We start from the raw sequence: 22,342 nt of genomic DNA, 5'->3' as shown, positions 1-22,342 counted from the left end.
GTCGGACTGTGCCACGGGGAGTTCTCAATGGGTCGCAAAGCAAAAGCATCGGTCTACACCAGCCCGCTGATCGAGCGGTTGACGAAGACGCAGTCCGACGCCGCTCAGCAAGTAGCGCAGGCAGCAGGCGATGCGGTGACGCTGGGCAGCCTGTCGGCAAGGCAATGGCTCGAGCGACGTCCCGACCTGCATATCGACGAAGCCCGCCAACTGCAGCAGCGCGCGGCCGCTGCGGCCGTCGTCGTCGCCCGACGGTTTCGGGAGCAAGAACTGATCCGCAGCGAGCAGACGGCGCCCGACATCGCGCAGGGCTTCGAGGCGCTGGCCAAGGGTCCGCAATATGGCAACCTGTTCGACGAAAACTGGGCTGCCATGGCACGACCGAACGCCATCGAGGCGCGCACCTCGCCCGTCGCGTATCTGACGATGTTGTATCGCCGCGCACGGTCGCTGGAAGCATCGGGCGCGCCAAGCCCCTTTCGCTTGAAACTGGACGACCGTCGTCCGGACATTGCCGACGAAATCCTCGACGAGCAAGCGTTCAATGCCGAAATTCCGACGCTATCGGTCTCGACGCGCGTACTGGAATTCGCCATTTCCGCCTATCTGAAAGTGTTGTCGGGCCGCGAAGATACCGCGCCGGACATCGACATGGCCATGTCGCAAGTGCGCTATCCAATGTCGATGCCGTACGAACACTGGGCCACGCAGATTCGGGAAATTCTCTCGCTCGCGCGAGGCGAGCGACTCACACTGGGCGAAGTCGCTCGTCGGGTGGATCCGAAATACCACTATTTCGTGGATCAGAGCATGCAATCGACTTGGGGGGACGACGCCATGCTGCTGAGCTTGCCGCTAGGCCCCAACCGGCGCGAATTGCTCACGGCGCCCTACTTCACCGGCACCGGCACAGACGAAAGCGATACCGATTTCTACCTCCAGACCTTCGGCGTGAATCACCTGACCGAACTCATCGATACGTCGATCTTTTGCGCACGCACCCATACGGCAAGCAACGCCTTGCCGCAGTTGTTCGCCGTTCAGACCGCCGCGCCGGTGCCCTCCGAGAACGTGCCGGGTCTGCCGCCCGCGAGCGCAGCGGCATTTGGCGCGGTCTATCTGAACGGCGCAGAGACGCCCGCTATCGCCATCGAGACCCTCCCGCCGCCCGAGACAGCACGCAGACCGGTACGAGCGGACATGCCGCAGATCAATGAAGAGGATGACGACACCGAACCGGTGAATCCCCCGCATTACTTCACCGGCCTGACCCCGAATCGTGCCGACCGGATACATCGCATCATCCGACTCAGTCGCTGGCTTGAACTCAGCTATTGCGAAACGGATCGACTGATCATTTCGGCGCACATTGCCCAGCAGTCCCCCGGCGCGCCGGCCATCACCACGAACACCCTTCGTGCGCTGGGGGTCTTCAAGGACTTTCAGATGCGCTACGGCGTCGGCGCAGAAGACTTCGCCGCGTGGATGAGCACGCTTGCTCCGTACAGTCTGAGCGGCGACGGCCCGTCGCAGTTCGATCGCGTGTTCAACGAGCCGCGCCTGCACTCGAAGCCGCTGGTGCTCGACGGTGGACCGATCGAGTGGCGTAGTCGCATGGGACAGGACCCCGGTGCGCAGGCGGCGCAGCACATCGCTGTTGCACTGGGCCTCAGTCCCGACGAGTTCATCTACGTCGCGCGTACCCTCTGCGCGACCCTGGGCGATCGACCGCTAACGCGCTCGCTCGACGTGGTCTCGGCCTTTTATCGCATTGCCAGCCTTGCACGCCACCTTTCGATCTCACCGACGGTATTCGTCGGTCTGCTCGAAACGCTCGGGCAAGCGGGCGCGCCAGTGGTAAGCCAGTTCGCGGGAACGCCTCGTGTGCAGGCCATCGCGACACTCGGAGACACCGATTTTCTCAGTGCCCTGGTGGCCGTCGAAGGGTGCGTGCGATGGTGTCGCGACAACGGCATCGACGTGGCATGGATGATTCAGCATCTGCGTGCGCCTTCGACGCCGCAAATCGCGGGAGGTCCCGAACAGACGCTGATTCGCAGCCTCAAGAATCAATTAGCGACGTCGCGCATTACGCCGAGCGTGCTGTTCGAGGCCGGCATACCGGAATCGCTGCAATTGTCCGATCCGCCGGAAGACCCCGATGAAGACCTTCCCGCGCCAATCACGCCCGACTGGTTGTGTCAGTTGTCGGAAGTCGTCGATACCGATGGCATTGTGCTCGATGGCGTGTCTGGCACGGACGTCGATTTCGAGACGAGCGCCGCCGCGATCATCCGTTCGGCGGTGGAGGCCCTTTTCAAGGGAGAGATGTACGAGTGCCTCGATGTCGGCATGAGGATCTCCGGGGACGATGCCGACGGAATCCCCCCCGGCAGAGTCCCGCTCAGGGAACAGATCGTCGATACGCTCATTTCGATCGTCGTGCGTACCCGGGCCGCACAACGCGCCATTGTCCAGGAACATCTCGGCAGCTATCTGGGCATTGCCGGCGAACTGGTGCTACCGCTTGTCGACTGGGCCGGACAAAGCGTGTACGAGATTCTGGGGTGGGCGTGGAAGGCCATCCCCGAGCCGACACTTCAGACGGCGCGCCGTCAGATCGACGCCATTCTCACCTGGCCCGCTTCGCTGCACGCGAGCCGCGATGTCAATCGGTTCGAAGCGTCGGAAGTCATGCTTTACCAACTGAGCGAGTTGCGACGGCAAGCCGAGATCGTGGTGCATTTCTCACTTGACGGCGCCATGCTCGCACAGCACGCACAGCATTACCGTCAGGAGGAGTCGCGCGAGCGCGATGCCTTCGGCTTCGCGCCCGGCGGCAAAACGCTGCGCGACTTCTATTACCTCAGGACGTATCGGGACATCGTCGAGCGGGGGCATTGCGCGCCGGCGGACCTCCTCGCGTACCTTGCGCTCGTCAACACGCCGGGCGTCATCGACGAAGAGGGTCTGGAGGCGCACGAAGGCTACGCACGCCTGATGCGTGACGCGGCGGCGGGTCATGTGGCGTCATTGATCGGCGTGGGCGCACGCGACGTGCTCGACGCCGCCATGATTGTCAGCCCCTACGGCATCGTACGCCGGCTGAGCGACTTCGCCGGCTTGCTGCGTGTGCTGCATCTCTCTCAGATCACTGGGCTCAGCGTCATTGCGCTGGACCGGCTCGGTCGTCTTGCCGAAGGCTCCGGTACCGCCGAGTACCGTCAGGCGGTGCAGGATGCACTCGCATGCCTGAGCGCCTCGGACGAGGAGCATGGTGCAGACGCCGCCGAGGTGACACCCGAGGTGGGACAAGGCGCGACCAGCACGTGCACCGTATCGAAGCAACTGCTCGTGGCCAACTGGGACGACGCCTCCGGGGAAGACGACAACGAAGCGCGGTTTGCACTGACGATTCGCGACCTGAGCGGAGAACCGCTGGCCGGGGTACCGGTGCGGTGGTCACAGTCCGGTGTCGGCGTTATCGATGCCGACTCGGCCACGACCGACGCCGACGGCGTCGCGCGTCTGACGCTGTATCCCGGACTGACGATGGGCATGGCCTACGTGTTTGCCACCCTCGGTCTGGATCAACGCATTGCGTTGCCGGCCGTGCGCGTGGATTGCGACGAGGCGACGGTGAACCTGCATGACATGGATCCGCCAGGGGAAGCGCTTGCGGGCGAACGCGAAATCATGCCGCTGTCGGTCTATCTCGACGATCTGCATGACAATCGGGTCATCGGTCGTGAGATTCGCTGGGAAGTCACGGACGGGCCGGGCCGTTTGCTGCGCACCTCCAGCTTCACGGATCGGAACGGCGTCGCACAAACCTCGCTGGTGAGCCGCGAGACAGGAACGGTCGCTGTGATCGCGCGCTTCGGCAGCGGGTCCGCAAACGTCCTCTTCACCGGCCTCAGGTTCGTTGACAAGGCGTACGTGAGCGGCGATTACGGCATCCGCCCGGTGACGCCATTACTCGCAAATCAGGCCATCACCGTTCGATGTCAGGTGCTTTCGCTGACCGGTCGCCCAGCGCCGGACGAGACGGTCTCATGGATCGTGGATGGCGAGCCGGCGTCCACTTCGAAATCGGACGCAAACGGTTTCGCGTCGCTCGACTTGTCGGCACTTGGCGTGAGCACCATCGTCGTGACGGCATCCGTTCACGGCAGGAGCGTTCAGTCGCAGTTCGACATCGTCGATGGACCGCTGGCTACGCCCATCACGCCAAAGGATCAGAAATTCATCGAGGACGCGCAGCGACTGGCGTTCGTCGGGGTACGGGTCGAAGCCAGTCAGTTTCCCGGCAGCGGCGATCCCGGCAGCAAGCGGCCGCCGATCTCCGATTTGCCTGTGACATGGACGTTCCCCGGCAACGAGACGGCAACCGCACTCACCGATCTGGCCGGACACAGCCGCGCGCCGGTCTCGCTGGCGGTGCCTGGCACGCACACGATCAAGGCCGCCCCCGCCGACCTGGCGCCCGTGGAATTCTCGATAAGCGTGGTTGCCGCACCGGCGTGGATCATCACGCTCGACGGCGCAGAGATCACCGACCTGCTCTCGCTGCGCGTTGGCGACACGGGCGTCCTGCGGATCAAGCCCGCCTCGGGGCATGAGCATCTGGTGGGCGAACACGTGCTGCTCACATGGGAAGGCGCCAACCCGACGGGTCAAGGTCTGCTCGCGACGCCGAGCTACATGCAAATCCGCGAGATGTCGTCGGCCGGCCTGGAGTGGACGCTGGATTGTCGGCGCGAGCCGTCGGAGAGCGCGCGCTTTGCGATTGGCATACGGTTGGTCGATCCCCGTCACGTGCGATGGATCAACGTACGGATCGCCCCGGCATCCGCGGCGTGACCCCCTTCAGGAGCCACCTCATGAGCGACGACATCCGAGGCATGTACGACGTATTCGCCAGAACCCGCCAGCGTGCCCTGACCGACTTCTACCTCGGACAGGTAGTGGTGAGGGCAGAAGTCGCCCAGGGCACACCGGTCACGACCGAGGACCTCAACCACTATCAATTGCTCGACCATCTGGTCGAAACCGCGCCGACCACGTCGGTCGTCGGCGAATTGATTGCGTCGCTGCAACGCTACATTCACGCCGTTCACGCCGGCGAGGAACCCGGCTTCGCCGAGCCGCTCGATACGGACGACGTGGCGCGCTGGCGTGACTGGGAGTCGCGCTACGACATCTGGGCGGGCGCAGAGCAACTTCGCTCGTACCCTGAAAACTACATCGACCCGACACTACGCATTCGGAAAAGCGAGTTCTTCCGCACGCTGGAAAACGACCTGGGACAGGCCCGACTCAACAAGGATCGCGCGCGCGTGGCGATTCTTTCTTACCTGCGCGCCTTCGAACACGTGGCCAATCTCGACGTGATGAGCGGTTACATCGACGGCTCGGACCGGCGCGACGCACCTTACTACTTCATCGGTCGGCATAAGGCCGTGCCGGGACAGTATTACTGGCGCAAGGCCAACGTGTTCCTCGGCGAAAAGCAGACTCGTCTCAGTCCGACAGCGTGGGGCGAGTGGCAACCGATCGGGGCCAAAATGTCCGACGACGTCACGCACATTCGCCCCGTCTGCGTGAACGGCAGGCTCTTCGTCATATGGGTGGAGCGGCACGAAAGGAAATTGCCGCCGGCGTCCGGCATCCGCACATCGACCTGGCACTTCAAGCTGCACTACGCGTTCGTGGACCTGAACGGGCTCTGGGCGCCAGCAACGCTCATTAGCGAGATCGAAGCGGATCGCGACACCGACTTTCGTCTCATCGCTATCGGAGTCGATGCCGCAAATCCGAGCGAATCGTCGATGGCGGTGGCTCTCATCGCAAAGGACGACGCATCGCTCGACAGCGCCCACGTGTGGGACGCCCTGTTCAATCCCATTGCGCCCGACGCTCACCTCGTTACGCTTCGCGCGCTTGCCACCGGGCGCTTTGCCAGCTCGCTGGTTTTACAGAACCGCTTTCCGAATCTCGAAGCGGTCATCGACCCGAAGAACCTGTACGTTGCGAACATCGTCGCCACACCGGAGGGGAAGGCATCGCCGACCGATTCACGCATCGCATCGCAGTTGTCGCTTCGGGCAAATTACTTCGTGACGGGCAGCAGCGAGCGTCCGAGCGGCAACCTGGAAGTCACGGCGCTGTGTACGGCGGTCGTCCCCGAATTCAAATTCAGGACGGGCCGATTGTTGCTCAAGGTTCGCGATCCGATCGGCGGGTACCGGAACGTCGCGTCCCTGCACATGACAAAAGCCACCGACAGTCGCGTGGACGTCGTCATGCAGGCTCTGCACCCCCACCTGGTCAGGGCACAGATCAAGATGCCGTCCGGGAATCTGATCGGCGCGACCTGGGACATTTACGATCCCACGCCCTACAAGTACTTCACGCTAAGCGGTTCCGATGCCGAACGTATCCTGAACATCTCGGAAGCCGCATTTCACGAGGGGGCCGGACTGAGCGTCAATGATCTCACCATCCTCACGCTGCCACCGGTTGACCCCCACTTCCGTGGGGACCTCCTCAGCGGCGACACCGTGCCAAAGTTCGTGGAGTTTTCGCTCTCGCATGAGGGCGTTCAGTCGTGGCGGAAAATCCTGGTCGCCAATGGCGGCATCAGCGTAACGTCCAAGCACCCACTGGCAGACGCAGAGAAATTTGAACACACGTTCTCCTTCGGTGCGGTCTCGCCCGCCTCCTGGCGCAATACCTACAAGGTGACGCTGGCCGAACAGGTCGGCGATTTGCCCGAGATCGTCAATGGCACGCGTGGCGGCCAGTTCCTGAGGTTCGACGAAGACGATCTGTCGTCCAAAGACGTCCGCCTGAACACGACTTTTACGGGTGCGTTGATTCAGCGCGCTTCCATCTCCCTTGAACGCCTGCTCGACTGGGACGCGCAAACCACCGAAGAACCCCCGTTCCCCGACACTCCCGATACGCCTGAGGAAATCGACTTCACCGGGGCCAACGGACGCTATTTCTGGGAGATTTTCTTCCACTTGCCGCATTTGGTCGCCTATCAGCTCCGCGCCGAGATGAGCTATGGCGACGCACTCGTCTGGCTCAATTATCTTTTCGATCCAGCGCGCCCCATTCTTGCCGCGAAATCAGAAACGCCACGCTACTGGCGTGTGCGGCCGTTGGTGGACGACGGCGACGACAGCTACGAAGTGGCCGAGCCCGCCGACCCCGACGCCATCGCCTACAGCCACCCCGTGCACTACCGCAAACGCGTGTTTCGCGACTACGTGGAGACGCTGATCGAGTGGGGGGATATGCTTTACCGTCAAGTGTCGCGCGACAGTCTTACCGAAGGCAAAATGTTGTATGTCCGTGCCGCGCGGATGATGGGGCAGGCCCCCGACTTCAAAAGCGCGCCGCACTGGACGCCGGCGTCGCTCAGGGAGCTCGATGCACAGCACGACGCCACGCGTTTCGCCGCCATCGAGGCCCAGATCACCGACGACGACCTTGCGAATCTCCCCCCGACACCTGGGGGCTTGCTGAACGCAGAACTTCTCGCGCATCCGGCATTCCGTCTACCGCTCAACCTCGACCTGCTCTCGCTTTGGGAAACGATTTCGTCGCGACTGTTCAACCTCCGGCATCACCTGACCATCGATGGCAAACCACTGCAGCTGCCGCTTTACGACACGCCGGTTTCGCCGTTCGATCTCATGCGGGCGCAGTCGGGAGACGGCGGCTTGCATCGTCGCGACATCGGTGGCGGGTTGTTGGTGCTGCCGTTCCGGTTCGCCACGATCCTCCCGCACGCCCAGCAGGCCGTCCAGACGCTATGCCAATTCGGCAATCTGGTGCGGCAGTACATGGAGCAGGGGGAGCGCGCACAGCAAGAAGAAATCGCCCAGCAGCACGTGATCGAAATGTCGCGCTTCATCATTCGTACTCAGGAGGAGATGCTCACCCACGCCGAAGCGGTGCGCGATTCGATGCTCGCGGCTCGCGCGAGCGCGAAGATGCGCCATGACTGGTTCAAGCAAATGTTCGACAAGGACGTGTCGCCGATGGAACTCTCGTCCACCGCGCTACTCGCCGCCGGGCAGATCTATCAGACCATGGTCCCCATCGCTTCGCTCGCAGCAGCCATCGCCGATTCCATTCCCAACATCTACGGGATGGCCACTGGCGGCGCCCAGTATGGCGCAGTCGGCCACGCCGCTGCCAAAGGAATGGAAGTCACTTCGAATTCCCTGACGATGGGCGCCCAGTTGCTCGATCGCGCCGAGGGGTTCCGGCGTCGCCGGGTCGAATGGGCCTTTCAGCGCGAGATGGCAGATGCCGAGATACGCATGATCGACACCCAACTTGCCGCACAGGACGTGCAAATTCAGGCAAGCCGTACGTCGCTCGAGCAGCAGACCCGCGCCATGGCGCAAGCCGAGGAAATGTACACGTTCCTCACGCAGACGCGCGGAAGCCGGGCCTCGCTCTATCGCTGGCTGCAAAGTCGCATGGCAACCCTCTACTTTCAGGCTTTCGACGCCACGACCACGCTGTGTCAGGCCGCACAGGCCGGATGGCAGTACGAAGTCGGCGATTATGAAACGCATTTCATCGAGCCCGGCAACTGGCTCGACGGCTATTACGGACTGACCGCCGGAGAATCTCTGTCGCTCGCCCTGCTCAAGATGGATTCAGCATTCCTGCATCGCCGGGAGCGTCAGTTGGTCATCAAGAAGAATATCTCGCTCAAAGCGCACCTTGCGGCGACATGGGATGACGATCTTCAGAAATTGCAGAGGGACGGCAAGCTCGATTTCTCGCTCAACAGCCAAGTCTTCGACGCCGACCATCCCGGGCTCTATCTGCGGCAATTGCGACGGGTCTCGGTAACCGTCCCCGCAGTGATCGGGCCGTATCAGACACTGAACATGACGCTCACCCAACTGGGTAGCCTGCTCGTGATCAAGCCCGACATCAGGGCGATGCGCTACGTCTATAACCCTGCCGATACGGAAGGCAGTTCTCAGTATGTCCGGCACAACCTTCGCATGACGCCCAAGGTGGCGGTAAGTACCGGCCTCGACGACGACGGCACCGGCATGCGCTTTCTCTTCGACAACGATCGTTACGAGCCCTTCGAACGAATGGGGGCCATCTCGACATGGCAAATCGAGTTCGCACGCCCCGGCGTGTCGCCACATAAAGAAACGCTGGCCGCGATTACCGACATCGTCATTCATATCGAGTACACCGCAGCGGATGGTGGTCCGACCTTCGCGAAGGAAGTTGAAGAGACGTTTTTCGACGATGTCGATGCCGATCGGAGGATGTCGTGAAGACCTCACGCAACCGCAAAACCCGCCGCAGTCTCCTGCCCTACGGCAACCTCGGCAACGACTGGCGCGACGGGTGGACCAACGTCAACGGTAGTGGCGGCGTCTCGCTAAGGCTGGTCGAAGGCGTTCGGACGTATCTGGATATTTCGGGCACGACGCTCGTCTCGAAGCGGGTGCCGATGCCTGTCGATCCCAAGTTGCTCACAGGCAGCGAGTTGGGATACCGACTGCATATGCGCTATCAACCCACCGAGAACGAAACGCCGCCTGAGCCCAATGCCACGTTGTACGCTCACCCGTCAGGGCACTACGCTGTGCTCCCGCTGCCGGTTCCTGGAGACGGCAAGCGCAACACCGGCGAATGGCTCACTATCGAAGCCGATTTTCCTGAAGTTGCGGGGGACAGCTCATTCGAACTGCATCTCGCCTCAGGACAGCAGGCGGACGACGCGCCGCCTGACGACCCCGCCGACGACGCACGCGAGCCCAACTGGCCGGTGCGTCCAGGACAAGTCCACATCTCCGGCGCGTTGATTCAAGATCCCAACGACGACGGCGTGTCGGTACGGCTGCACCTGCCAGGGCTTGCGCTTCGCGACGCCCCGTTGCCCATCTCGCTCGATGGCGTTGCGGCACGCTGGAAGGTCGACGGCAAGATTCCCATCTGCATCGGTGCACGGCACACACTGACGCTCCCCATCGACGATGCTTGCGGATGGGGCGGGAGTGCCGACGGCACATATCCGGGATCGCTGGCCTATGCGTATTGGCAGGACAGCAGCAGCGAAGACCTGACGCTCACGCCTACCGCGCCTACCGCCCCGCACGACGACGCGCAACTCGCGCGAGACGCCTGGAAACTGGATTGTCCCATCGAGACCGAAGCCGGCGTCACGCACGGCATCACCTTCGAAAGCGCTTACGACGCCCCGCCCTTCACACTCGATTGCATCACTGGCGAGTTCAAGGTCTATGTCGAAGACATCCAGGGGCCTGACTATTGGCCGTGTGTGCCGCTGGACGAAACCGCCCATGTCCGTGCCCGCGTGATGAACGCTCTCACGCATACTCCCAGCGCGGGTCTGCGCGTCACATGGCAAGCGGACGGCGTCGATATCGGTACGTCCACCACCAACGCGGACGGCTGGGTGGGCGTGACTTTCACGCCTAAGGCAGACACCACGGTGACCGCCATTGCCGATGCGCCTTTCAACGAAGCTCCCGCCGCCGCGTCGGTGGAAGTCCGGACGCTTTCCAGACTGCCGTGGGAGTGTTTCTCGCTCACGCTCGACGGACGCGTCATTGAGCCTATCGACGGTCGACTGTTGATCTACTCAGGCGCGGCATCTCATAAGCTGGCGTTAAAACCCGTGGCGGATAACGCTTCGATCGGCAAAGCCTGCTCAATTTCCTACGCCCCCTCGAACGACATCGATGATGACGAGAACATCTCGTTCAATCCGGCACAGGGCGTCGCTCGTGAAATGGGGCCAGACGGGCTCGAATGGACCTTGACCGGACCCGCCGGGGATCCAGTTTTCCCTTTTGAAATCAAATTCGATTGCGAGCCGTGGCAATCGCCCTTTTCCGCCTTCGGCGTCGTCGTGGAAGGACCCATTGAGCTTTTCGCATTTCCGACCGATGCGACTTGCATGCGCGATGACGCATTCGTCTTCGGCCCCGTGTACAACAGAGCGGAAGAGACCAAAGGCATCATCATCGAGGCACGCGTTGCCAATGGCGGCCTGCCGCGCCCCGGCATTCCATGCAGCATTGGGGCGGTCTACCCACCGACGGCAATCGAAGCGGGCGCCATGTCGATTCCCTTGGGCAAGACGCAACTTACCGGTGCCGATGGGCGTACGGTGTTTCCCGTTTCGTACGACGACTATCTCCACTTGTACCCCATGGAGGCATTCACGATTGTGGGCGCCGAAGCCGTCAAGCGGTATCCCATGCAATGCAGACGCACGCCGTCCAACCCCCAGGATCTCGCCTTGCTCGCCACGCTCTATCCGGGCCGGCCTGAATATGGAGACGCCTTTGCCTCCCCGCACTTTCGGATGTTTATCAGCATGGGCGTCTACCGATCCCGCTACGTCGACCCCGTGCCGAGTTTTGGCAACGATGCGGAAATTCTTCTGGATTTGGCCGATGGTTCCCGTCTGGGACCCTATGTGTTCAAACCAGAATGGACCAGCGTAAAGCCCACAGTGACGTCCATCCACATCCAGGCCCGCCTTGATCTGGATTTGCCACACGGAGAGTACGCCCCCGTTGTCATGGCCCACGTGCGCGCGAAAGGCGACATGGAGAAGGAGTACTTCTTTGACTTCGACCGCGCGACGACCGTCGATCACGTCAACATGGACTTTAGTCCCGACCCCGTGGACTATCCCGTCCACGAACTGTACCTATATTGTCCTGTGACCACCTTGCCCGCAGGCGAACCATTTCTCCTGCAATGGCAAACCTGGTCTAACACCCTTCCCGACGAAAAGTACAAGCTGTTGATTGAACCGAAAGTGGACGAGGCCACGATACTGCCATTCGATTTTGGTGAGGTGGCTACCGCTCGAGTTTGCAGTTCGACGCCCACCACGACCCGCATAAGGTTAGAGCGAATGCTCAGCAAATACCGCGGCCGTATCGTCGCAACGATGGATCTCACCTGGGTATAGCCGCACGGTCGACCTCAACCGACTCACGCCGATTCCGGAGCCCACCATGGCCAAGCCACGCAACCGCAAGACCCACCGCAGCCTCCTGCCCTACGGCAACCTCGGCAACGACTGGCGTGACGGGTGGACCAACGTCAACGGCAGTGGCGGCGTCTCGCTAAGGCTGGTCGAAGGCGTTCGGACGTATCTGGATATTTCGGGCACGACGCTCATCTCGAAGCGGGTGCCGATGCCTGTCGACCCCATGGTGCTTGGGGGCGTCGGGTTGGGATACCGTCTGCACATGCGTTATCAGCCCACCCGGAATGAGACGCCGCCGGAACCCAGCGCCACGTTGTACAGCCATCCATCGGGGCAGCGCGTCGTGCTCCCGCTGCCGGTTCCCGGCGATGGCACCCGCAACACAGGGGAATGGCTCACCATCGAGGCCGACGTTCCCGAAGTCGCGCGCGACGACGCCTTCGAACTTCATCTCGCCTCGGGGCAACAGGGAGACGATCCGCCGCAGGTCGGTCAGGACGGTCCGGACGATCCGAACAACGACGTCGAGGACGGACGTGAGCCGGACTGGCCGGTTCGCCCCGGACAAGTGCATATCTCCGGTGCACTGATTCAAGTCCCCGGCGACCCGGGCATCGCCGTCAACTTGCGTCTGCCCGCGCTCGCGCTTCACGATTCACCGGTGCCCGTCTCGCTCGATGGGGTTGTCCCGCGCTGGACCATCGACGGCAAACTGCCCATCTGCATCGGCGCCGCGCACGTGCTCGCCCTCCCGATCGACGATGCGTGCGGCTGGGCAGGCAGCGCCGACGGCAAGTATGCCGGCTCGCCAGCGTACGCCTACTGGGACGACGAAAACGGCGCGGATGCGCACGGGCTGACAATCGAGCCCACGGCGCCGGTCGACCCCGGTGACGATGCCCAACTCGCCCGAAGCCCTTGGACGCTGCGATGCGACATAAAGGCCGATCCCGACATCGCAAACACCATCGTCGTCGAGAGCATCTTCGACGCCCCACCCTACCCGCTTGACTGCATTACCGGCCATTTCAAACTGGCATTCGAATCCGTCGATCCACCCGCTTACTGGCCGTGCCTGCCTTTGGGTGAGACCGCGCTCGTGCGCGCACGCGTGCTAAACACCGCCGCCGCAATCGCAGCGACCGGAGTGCCCGTCCAATGGCAGGTGAATGGCGTCGATAGCGGGACGACACGAACCGACGATGAGGGCTGGGCAGAATTCGAATTTCTCCCAAAGGCAGATGCCACAGTGACCGCGGCAATCGACGCCCCCTACAACGAAGCCCCGTTGAAAGCGTCCGTCGAGGTTCGAACGATTTCGTCATTACCCTGGACTCAGTTCATTCTGACGATGGACGGACGAGAAATCGACCCCGTCGAAGGTCGCGTCGTTTTCGGCGCGCAATCGTCTCCTCACACGTTGACGCTAAAGCCAACGTCGGACAACGTTTCGCTCAACAGGCAATGTGCCGTCGACTTCCGCATTACCGGTGATTTACCGGCGAACGGCGCCCTGCGCTTCGAGCCCCCGCCAGGCGTTTTTCGCGAAATCGATGCCAACGGCCTCGAATGGACCGTCACGGTCGATCCCGATGCCGACGCCCCCGCTTACTTCATCGAACTCGACTTCGCCTGCGAGCCGTGGAAGTCACCGATCTCGACGCATGGCACCGTCGCGGACAGACCGTTCGATCTCGTCGCGTTACCAACGCCGAAAACAAGCATGCGTGGCGAGGTTTTCGTCTTTGGACCGTCTTACGGTTCGGGGAACGGCATCCGGGTGGAAGCGCGGGCAATTCCCGGCGGCGAGCCGGTTGCCAACGCGCCGTGCTGCATCGCGAGCCTGATACCGGACACCGCCATTGTCGAGGGCGCACTGTCCATGCCGATCAACGTCGCCAAGCGCACCGACGCCGAAGGCGGGTTCGTGTTTCCCGTGACCTACCGTCAGGACCGTGATCTGTATTCGCCAGCGCAAGTCACCATCGTCGGCGGCGAACGGGCCAAACGCTACGGCGTCGATTTCAGGCGAACGCCCTCGGATCCGGACGAGTCGACGGCCATCGCCGTCATCTATCCCGCCCGACCGGAGTTCGGTGAGCAGTACGCCACGCCTCACCTGCGCGTATATGCCATTGTCGGGAAATACTTCATGGACGGCGTTGGCACGCATCCCGTTGCGGGGCGCACGTACGACGATGCGGTGGAGATCCGGCTACGGCAGGCAAACGGTGAAACCCTTGGCCCATACATCGCGAGTGCGTCCACGTCAGCCGAGTCCACCCTTTCAATACGCTTGGACACGGACCTGGAACCCGGGGACTATTCGGCAATCGTCGTCGCGCATATCCGCGCAATCGGCTCGTTCGCGCAGACGTTTCACTTCGACTTCGATGTCGACACACGAAAAGACCATCCGGGGAGATTTTATCTCCCGGAGCCACCGTTCCTTTATGCGCCCGTCAGGTCGGCCGCCGTCGACGAATCCATCTACGTTCAATGGCCGACATACACCAGCCATCAGCCCGGTGAGCACTATCGCCTGACCAACACCATCGGGCCGCCGTACAGCCTCATCTATCCGTTCGCATTCGGCGACGTCGCCTGTGCGCGCCTGACCAGCGACACCGCATTTTCTCCGATCGTGGACTTATATCGAGTCGTGGCGGGAGATTCACGCGCGATTGACCGCGTGCTGCTGCACTGGACATAGGCGTTGCGAACCCGATGAGGACGAGAAATGAACGACACCGCCAATCTCGCCATCCACCCGCCCGCCCTGCCCAAGGGCGGCGGCGCGATCCATAGCGTCGGCAACGGCTTCGGCACCGTGGGCGCGACAGGCGCTGCGACGATCTCCATCGCGTTGCCCATCTCCGGCGGGCGTGGGTTCGCGCCCGCCCTGTCGCTCGGTTACAGCAGCCAGGCGGGCAAGTCGGAATTCGGTCAGGGGTGGCAGATGCCGCGGCCTCGCGTCGCCCGGCGCACAGGCAAAGGCACGCCGCGCTTCGACGACCGCAACCTGACCGACGACCTCATCGGCCCCACCGGTGAAGTCATCGTTCCCGAGATCGGCGCGAACGGTCAGCCCGTCACCCGCACGATGTCGACCTTTCGCGGCGCGTCGCTTGCCCAGTCTTACACCGTCACGCAGTACTTGCCGCGTGTCCTCGGTGAGCCGGTACGTATCGAATCATGGCGCGGCGAAACCGATGGCGAATGGTTCTGGCTCATGCACGACGCCACCGGGGCCGTCCACGTCTTTGGCAAGCGCACTCGCACGCAGGCGCCGTCGCTCGATCCCGACGTGGATCTGCCCCGCATCGCCGAATGGTGGCTCGACGAATCCGTCGCACCGAATGGCGAACAGATCCGCTACGAGTACGCCCGTGACGACGAACACGACACCGGCGACGAAATGGCGCAGCATCGCGCCGACGCGCACTACCTGCAACGCGTGTGCTACGGCAACGCCGTCGCCAGTCTGATACCGCCCTCGCTACTCGGCGAAGCCGACGACAGGACGTGGCATTTCGAACTGGTCTTCGACTTCGGCGAGCGCGCCACCGGCGTCGACGAAGCGCCGACTTACGCACCGCAGACACCGTGGCCCGTGCGTCAGGACCCGTTCTCCTCCTTTGGGTTCGGCTTCGAGGTTCGCAAACGGCGTTTGTGCCATCAGGTGCTGATGTTTCATCGTTTCGACGAACTCGGCGACGCACCGGTGCTCGTGCGCAGAACACTGCTGGAATACGACGAGAACACCACGTGCACAAGACTGAGCGCCGCCCACGAGATGGGCTACGACGCCGACGACGTGGTCGCATTCGGCGCACCACTGGAGTTCACCTACACCGCTTTCACCTTGCCCGGTGCCGACGACGATGCATTCGTTCCCATGCCCGATATGCCCGGCATGAACGACGGCGAGGCGTATCAACTGGTGGATTTGTACGGAGAAGGCATCGCTGGCGTGCTGCACCGCGCAAGCGGTGGCTGGTACTACCGGGAACCCATGCGCGCCGAAGATGCCGGCGACGCCAGCGACGCCAATGACGGCATGCATTTCGGCCCGCTTGTACGGCTCGACCGTGTCCCGATATCCGACGCGCAGGCACCGATGCAACAAACGCTCACCGATCTGACCGGCGACGGACGACTCGACTGGCTCGTCGTCCAACCCGGCTTTGCGGGGTACTTCAGCATCGGTCCGGATCGTGAATGGTCAACCTTTCTTCCCTTCGCGGCATTCCCCACGGAATTCACCGATCCTCGCGGACAACTGGCAGATCTGACGGGCGCCGGGCTACAGGACTTTGCGATGATCGGGCCGCGAAGCGTGCGACTGTATGCCAACCGACGCGAAGCGGGATTCGCCGCGCCGGTCGACATCGCACAGGAGTCGCCCCTGCCCGGCATATCCGACGACCGCGCCGAGCTGATCGCCTTCGCCGACTTTCTCGGCGCGGGCCAATCGCAGCTGGTTCGTGTGAGACACGATGGCGTGACGATATGGCCCAACCTCGGACATGGCCGCTTCGGCGCTCCCCGCCTGTTCGGCAAGTTGCCTTTCGATGCCGAGGATTTCGACGTTTCGCACGTGAGGCTTGCCGACCTCGACGGCAGCGGCGCCGTCGACCTGATCTATCTGCGACCGGACGCCGCACAGATCTTCCGCAACGGCAGCGGCAATGGATGGTCGGGGGCCGGGCGCATCTCATGGCCGGCTGGCGTGCGATACGACCGCACCTGTCAGGTGAGTATCGCCGACCTGCAAGGGCTTGGGTGCGCCAGTCTCGTGCTGAGCGTGCCGCAGACCGTGCCGCATCTGACGCCCCGACATTGGCGATGCGACTTTGCACCCCACGGCAAGCCCTACCTGCTCGAAGCCTCGGACAACAACATGGGGCTCGCGGCAACGATTCGCTACCGCAGCTCGGCACAGGAATGGCTCGACGAAAAGCGTGAATTGACCGCCCTTGACCGACCGGCGCGCAGCGGCATTCCGTTCCCGATTCCGCTTGTCGCGCAGCAGTCGCAAGTCGACCAGATCACCGGCGGCGAACGCCGTGAACGATTCCAATACCGTCAAGGCTATTACGATCCTGTCGAGCGTGAGCTGCACGGCTTCGCTCTCGTGCTGCATTACGACAGCGAACAGCCCGCCGGGACGTCGAGTTCCGACGATGTCTTCACCGCGCCGCAACTCACGCGCACGTGGTACCACGTAGGGCGTGACGAGGCCGACGACGTTCGGACCGACGAATTCGACGACAGCGATCCCGACGCCTTGCCGCTTGGCCCAACGTTGTGCTGCCATTTCGATGCCGGAGACAACGTCGACACCCCCGCATACGATTGGGACAACGAGGCGCGCCTTGACATGGCGCGGGCATTGAGCGGTTCGGTGCGACGTGTGGAAATCTTCGGCATGGATGTCGCGACGGCGTCGCCCTATACCGTTGCCGAAACCCGCCATCTGATACGCATGATGCAACCGCGCGGCCCTGCGTTGCGGCATTCGGTCGTACGGCCGCTCGTGCTGGAGACGCGTGAACATCACTACGAGCGGCAGCCGAGCGACCCCCGTTGCGACCACTCGATCGGCCTGCGGTGGGATGCGCACGGCGCAGCGCTACATGCGGTGCAGGTGCATTACGCGCGACGCGAGGGCCCGCCGCCGTTCGATGACGACGATGTCTGGCAGATTCGCTGGTGGCAGGACGCACATGACGACGCCCAGCGCATCAGCTACGTATCCGAATCGAAGCTCGCCTGGTCAGGCCTCGATACCGACGACCAGTGGCGCGCCGCAATGCCCTGGCGCTCGCGCGTCGACGCGTTGGCATTCCATGCGGGCAACTTGCCACCTTCGAACATCAGCTACGAGTCGTTCATCGCAGGCGACGGGCCGCTCACCGCTCCGGACGAACGCGAGCTTGGCGCCATGTCCGAGATCCATTACGTCACGAACGACGACGCAACGCTGCTCCTGGCCGGGCTGGTCGAGTACGAGGAACACGCCGAACTGGACGCGATTGCCCTGAGCGCTTACGACGACGTTCTCAACGAGACCGAACTCGATGTCGAACTCGAGGCGGCGGGCTACGTTCGCATGCAGGCTTTTCTGCCGGAGGACCCAATGACGTTGTGGGCGGTACATCGGGACTGCACGACATATGGCCCGCTCGATACGTTTCATCACGTCCGGACGTGGCGTCAGGCGAGTCTATTGGGCGACGCCACGCTCGAATACGACGCGTATCACTGCGCGCAGACCCGGGTGGTCACCGCAGACGGCTGCGCCACGCAGGCGGTCATCGACTACCGAACGATGCAGCCAGTGAGCGTGACCGATCCCAACAGGATTACGCAGGAAGCGCGCTATGACGGTCTCGGGCGGCTCGTCGCCAGCACGATCCACGGCACGATTCAGGGTCAGCCCGCAGGCTTCATGCCAATGTCCGATTACTTGCGGGATGTCACATCGCCCGACGAGGCTATCGCCCAGCCGCAAGCGGCCCTTCAGGACGTTGCCAACGCGTGGTTCTTCGATGCACTGTCGTGGATGGGCCGCGTGGAGGACACGCACCTGCCCTCGCAGGACGTCCGGCAGACATGGGCCCGGCATCGTTGGGTGACGCCGCAAGGCTATGTGCGGGCCAGTGCACGCGCTCGCGCAGAAGACGTCGTGGCGCAGTGTGCGCGCCGCCACGGGCGTGATGGCGGAACAGGCGTGGCGCATATCGACCACACGGCAGACCACACGACTGACCACACGGCAGACGACGCAGCGGCAATGGCCATGCCCGACGCAGTCGCCGCCGCCCTGCTCGCGACACATCGCCGTCCACCGCACGGGTTGCACTTGCTCGCCGACCGTTACCCGGACGACCCCGAGCGGCAGATCCGCATGCACCTCGTCGATTCGGACGGCTTCGCCCGCACACTTCAGGAAAAGCAGCTGGTTCCGCCAGGCGCCGCTTATCAGGTCCTCGACGACGGCTCGCTCGCCATCGACGACGACGGACAGCCGGTCGTCGCTCCCGCCAATCCGCGCTGGCGAGTCAGCGAGCGCGTGGAGTACGACAACAAGGGGCTCGTGGTTCGTGCCTATCGGCCCTATTTCGCGAACAGCCATCGCTATGTCGACGACGCCGCCATGCGAATGTTCGGTCTTTGCGACCGTCAGTCCTACGACCCGCTGGGCCGCCCCACCGTGACCGTAACGGCGGCCGGATATCTGCGCCGAGAGACCTACTGGCCGTGGCACACCGTTTCGGAGGACGAAAACGATACGGCGCACGAACGCGAACAGGCACGCCTTGGCGAGACCGGGAAAGCATCGATATGACGACGCGTCGAACCTCACTGCATGCCTCACTGCATGCTTACACGCCGTCCGTCACGGCGGTCGATGCTCGCGGCGCAACCGCGCGCGGTGTCGAGTACCTGCGTAGCCCCGATCGCGACGAGACCACCGCGCTGGTCACGCGCCATCACCTGAGCACGGGACAGCGTCTCACCTCGCAACAAGACCCGCGACTTGGCGCATCGGCGTTGACGTCGGGCAAACGCTCGACGCTTCGATCCGGCGCTGGGCAAAACCAAACGACATTGCACAGCTTGTCGGGCGAGGTGCTGCGCTCCGAAAGCGTCGATGCCGGATGGCAGATTGCATTGCTCGATGTCGCCGGCCTGCCCCGCTTGGGCTGGGACGCCAGGGGGAGTCGCCAACGTTTCGAGTACGACGCGCTCGCCCGCCCGACGGCGATCTTCGAGGGCGCTCGCGACGAGGCGTCCGAGCGCTGTACCGAGCGCATGGCGTACGCCGGGCCGGACGCCTTCGACGCCAACGCCTGCGCGCAGCGCATCCGTCACGACGACCCCGCCGGAAGCCTGCACTGGGAAGCCTTCGATCTGAACGGACAGCCATTGACCGAGACGCGACGCTTTCTCAACGAAGTCGAGTCACCCGACTGGCCGGAAGACGAGAGCGAGCGCGAGACGTGGCTTGAGGCGACCGAATGGACGACGACATGGCATGCCGACGCGCTCGGGGAGGTCTCGCGTCAGACAGACGCTTGCGGCAATACGACGACGCAGCGCGTCGACGTCGCCGGTGCGCTCAAGACCGCCACATTGCTGCAAGCGGGCAAACGCAGCGAACAGATCATCGTGCAGGACCTGCATTACGACCCCATGGGCAACTTGCGCGCGCAAACCGCCGGCAATGGTGTCACGAGTGAATTCGTCTACCGCGAGACCGACGGGCGAATGATCGGTCAACGTGCGAGCAAAGCCGATGGGAGCACGGTGCAGGCGTTGCTCTACGAATACGATCCGGTGGGCAACGTGGTCCGGATCGAGGATTTGACCGTCGCGACAAGATTTCACCGCAACCGACGCACGGACGGCGTGAGCCTGTACACGTACGACACGATGTCGCGGCTCGTCGAGGCGACCGGCCGGGAAAGCGCACGGCCGTCGCAAGGCCCCGAGTTGCCGACACCGGGCGACGAGACGTTGCTTGTGCCCTATGTGCGTCGATACACCTACGACCACGGCGGCAATCTGACCCGTATGGAACACACAGGCGATAGACCGTTCACGTCGGAGATGGTCGTCGCGGCTACCAGTAATCGCGCGCTTCTGAACGACGGCGATGCGCCGCCCGACTTCGATGCGGCCTTCGACGAAAACGGCAATATGCGCACGCTTGCGCCGGGGCAGTCCATGATCTGGACAACACGCAACGAACTGCGCCGCGTGACACAGATCGCACGCGACGACTCGGCCGACGACGACGAACACTATCAATACGACGCAGGTGGGCGGCGCATACGCAAAGTGACGCGGCGCGTGGCGCAACGCGTCACCCATCTGGCGGAGGTTCGCTACCTGCCGGGACTGGAGATTCGCACTGACACCGCTACAGGCGAAGTGCTCCACGTGACTTCCGTGCCGGGCGGTGCGTCGAGCGTTCGACTGCTCCACTGGAGCGAGGGACTTCCCGAAGGCATCGACAACGACAGCATCAGATTCCGGCTCGACGACCGGCTGGGCAGTAATGTCTGCGAACTCGATGCCGATGCCAACATCACGAGCCGAGAAGGCTATTACCCGTTCGGCAGCACGGCATGGCAGGCGAGCCGTCACGCCGTGGAAGTGAAATATCGCGTGCTGCGATATGCCGGACGTGAGCGCGATGCGACCGGGTTGTACTACTACGGCTACCGCTATCTCGCGCCGTGGTTGCATCGCTGGATCACCCCCGATCCGGCAGGCGATGTCGACGGCCTGAATTTGTTTGCGATGGTCGGTAACAATCCAATGACGCTGACCGATTGGCAGGGGTTGGCAGCGCAGGAGCCGAATCGCTCCCACATTGGCGGGACAATCGCGTCGTTGGCATTCGTGGCATTGCTGTTCCTGGTGGCAGGCTATTTCTGGTTCTCGAGCAAAGCCCGCAAAGCGCGCGCCGCAGCCAGTCAACTGACGCCAGGCAGACGCGCGTCCGCATCCCCGAAGGGCAAACCGCCCTCCGCTACCCTGAGGCAACGCGCCAACTCGCAAAGCCCTCAATCCAATATGCCCGACGCCACCGTCGACACGCCCCCCAGTGGCAACCATCGACGTCAACCCAGTTCAAGCTCCATCGGCTCGTTCCACCGCGGTGGGCTGCGTGCTTCGAACATGAGCGTGCGAAGTCAGGCAAGTGTCAAGTCCGCCCATAGTTCCGAATCCAACTTCTCTGCGTCAATGTCGTTAAGCACGGCGGAAAAGGAGGAAATGGCGCGAAAGGCGGCGGAGAAGGCTGAGCGGCGGGGTTCGGGCGCGTCTTCGACCACGAAACAGAAGCCGAAAGTCGTGCCGATCGCGCAACGGGCTGCCGCACGGCCGGTCGCCCCCGTAAAAGCGCCGGTGCCTGAGCAAAAATGGACCATCGTCAAGTCGACCCGATACGTAGAGATGAGAGAAGACTACACGCTGTCAAGAATCATGAAAGCCAGCCTGGATGAATCGGAGGAACGACTCAAGAATGGGGAGACGCCGGGAAAAATTGAACACGCCCGTGGGGTGCTCCTCGGCTTCACCTCTTACTGGGCAGACGACGTCAGAGACGGACAGGGCGGCCGAGGCGTATGGCGTCTCATATACACCCGCAATGACGTTGAAAAGGAGGTCTACATTCATGGCGTCGGGGACTACCATGTGTCCAAGGGGAGAGGCATGGAGGCGATCAAATGGTACTGACCACACGGCGACGCCCCGCCGTGTGGGACAGGAAACAGGGAGCGATGGCGACTC

Annotated in this window: 6 protein-coding genes; all 6 read left to right on the top strand. The window is 62.9% G+C overall.

Annotated elements, in window-relative coordinates; all coding sequences use genetic code 11:
* Positions 1-27: 27 nt before the first annotated feature.
* From UC34_RS11585 to UC34_RS11560, 6 genes are read left to right on the top strand one after another with little or no spacing between them, the layout of a single operon-like run.
* Positions 28-4,863 (top strand): Tc toxin subunit A, encoded by a 4,836-nt coding sequence (locus UC34_RS11585; protein WP_044455681.1) that lies wholly within the window; start codon positions 28-30, stop codon positions 4,861-4,863.
* A gap of 20 nt (positions 4,864-4,883) precedes the next feature.
* Positions 4,884-9,329, top strand: coding sequence for a Tc toxin subunit A-related protein (locus UC34_RS11580; protein ID WP_044455680.1), 4,446 nt, complete (start codon positions 4,884-4,886; stop codon positions 9,327-9,329).
* Positions 9,326-12,010 carry an Ig-like domain-containing protein gene (locus UC34_RS11575; RefSeq protein ID WP_044455679.1) on the top strand — a complete coding sequence of 895 codons (2,685 nt, stop codon included), beginning with the start codon at positions 9,326-9,328 and terminating at the stop codon, positions 12,008-12,010. Before UC34_RS11580 ends, UC34_RS11575 begins: the two co-directional genes overlap by 4 nt.
* Positions 12,011-12,056: 46 nt before the next feature.
* The gene (locus tag UC34_RS11570) at positions 12,057-14,744 is read left to right on the top strand and encodes a hypothetical protein (protein WP_044455678.1); all 2,688 of its coding nucleotides are present in this window, start codon (positions 12,057-12,059) and stop codon (positions 14,742-14,744) included.
* A gap of 27 nt (positions 14,745-14,771) precedes the next feature.
* Positions 14,772-19,385, top strand: a complete 4,614-nt coding sequence (locus UC34_RS11565) for a SpvB/TcaC N-terminal domain-containing protein (RefSeq protein ID WP_044455677.1) — start codon at positions 14,772-14,774, stop codon at positions 19,383-19,385.
* Entirely contained in the window at positions 19,382-22,288 is a 2,907-nt protein-coding gene (locus UC34_RS11560) for an RHS repeat domain-containing protein (RefSeq protein ID WP_052810991.1), read from the top strand. Before UC34_RS11565 ends, UC34_RS11560 begins: the two co-directional genes overlap by 4 nt.
* Positions 22,289-22,342 lie beyond the last annotated feature (54 nt).

The organism is Pandoraea vervacti (assembly GCF_000934605.2).
In the GTDB taxonomy this organism is placed as follows: Bacteria; Pseudomonadota; Gammaproteobacteria; order Burkholderiales; family Burkholderiaceae; genus Pandoraea; species Pandoraea vervacti.
This window is presented reverse-complemented; position numbering and strand designations above follow the sequence as displayed.

Excerpts from the sequence above, each read along its gene's own strand:
- UC34_RS11580 (WP_044455680.1), top strand. The coding sequence starts at position 4,884 with ATGAGCGACGACATCCGAGGCATGTACGACGTATTCGCCAGAACCCGC.
- UC34_RS11565 (WP_044455677.1), top strand. The coding sequence starts at position 14,772 with ATGAACGACACCGCCAATCTCGCCATCCACCCGCCCGCCCTGCCCAAG.
- UC34_RS11570 (WP_044455678.1), top strand. The coding sequence starts at position 12,057 with ATGGCCAAGCCACGCAACCGCAAGACCCACCGCAGCCTCCTGCCCTAC.
- UC34_RS11585 (WP_044455681.1), top strand. The coding sequence starts at position 28 with ATGGGTCGCAAAGCAAAAGCATCGGTCTACACCAGCCCGCTGATCGAG.
- UC34_RS11560 (WP_052810991.1), top strand. The coding sequence starts at position 19,382 with ATGACGACGCGTCGAACCTCACTGCATGCCTCACTGCATGCTTACACG.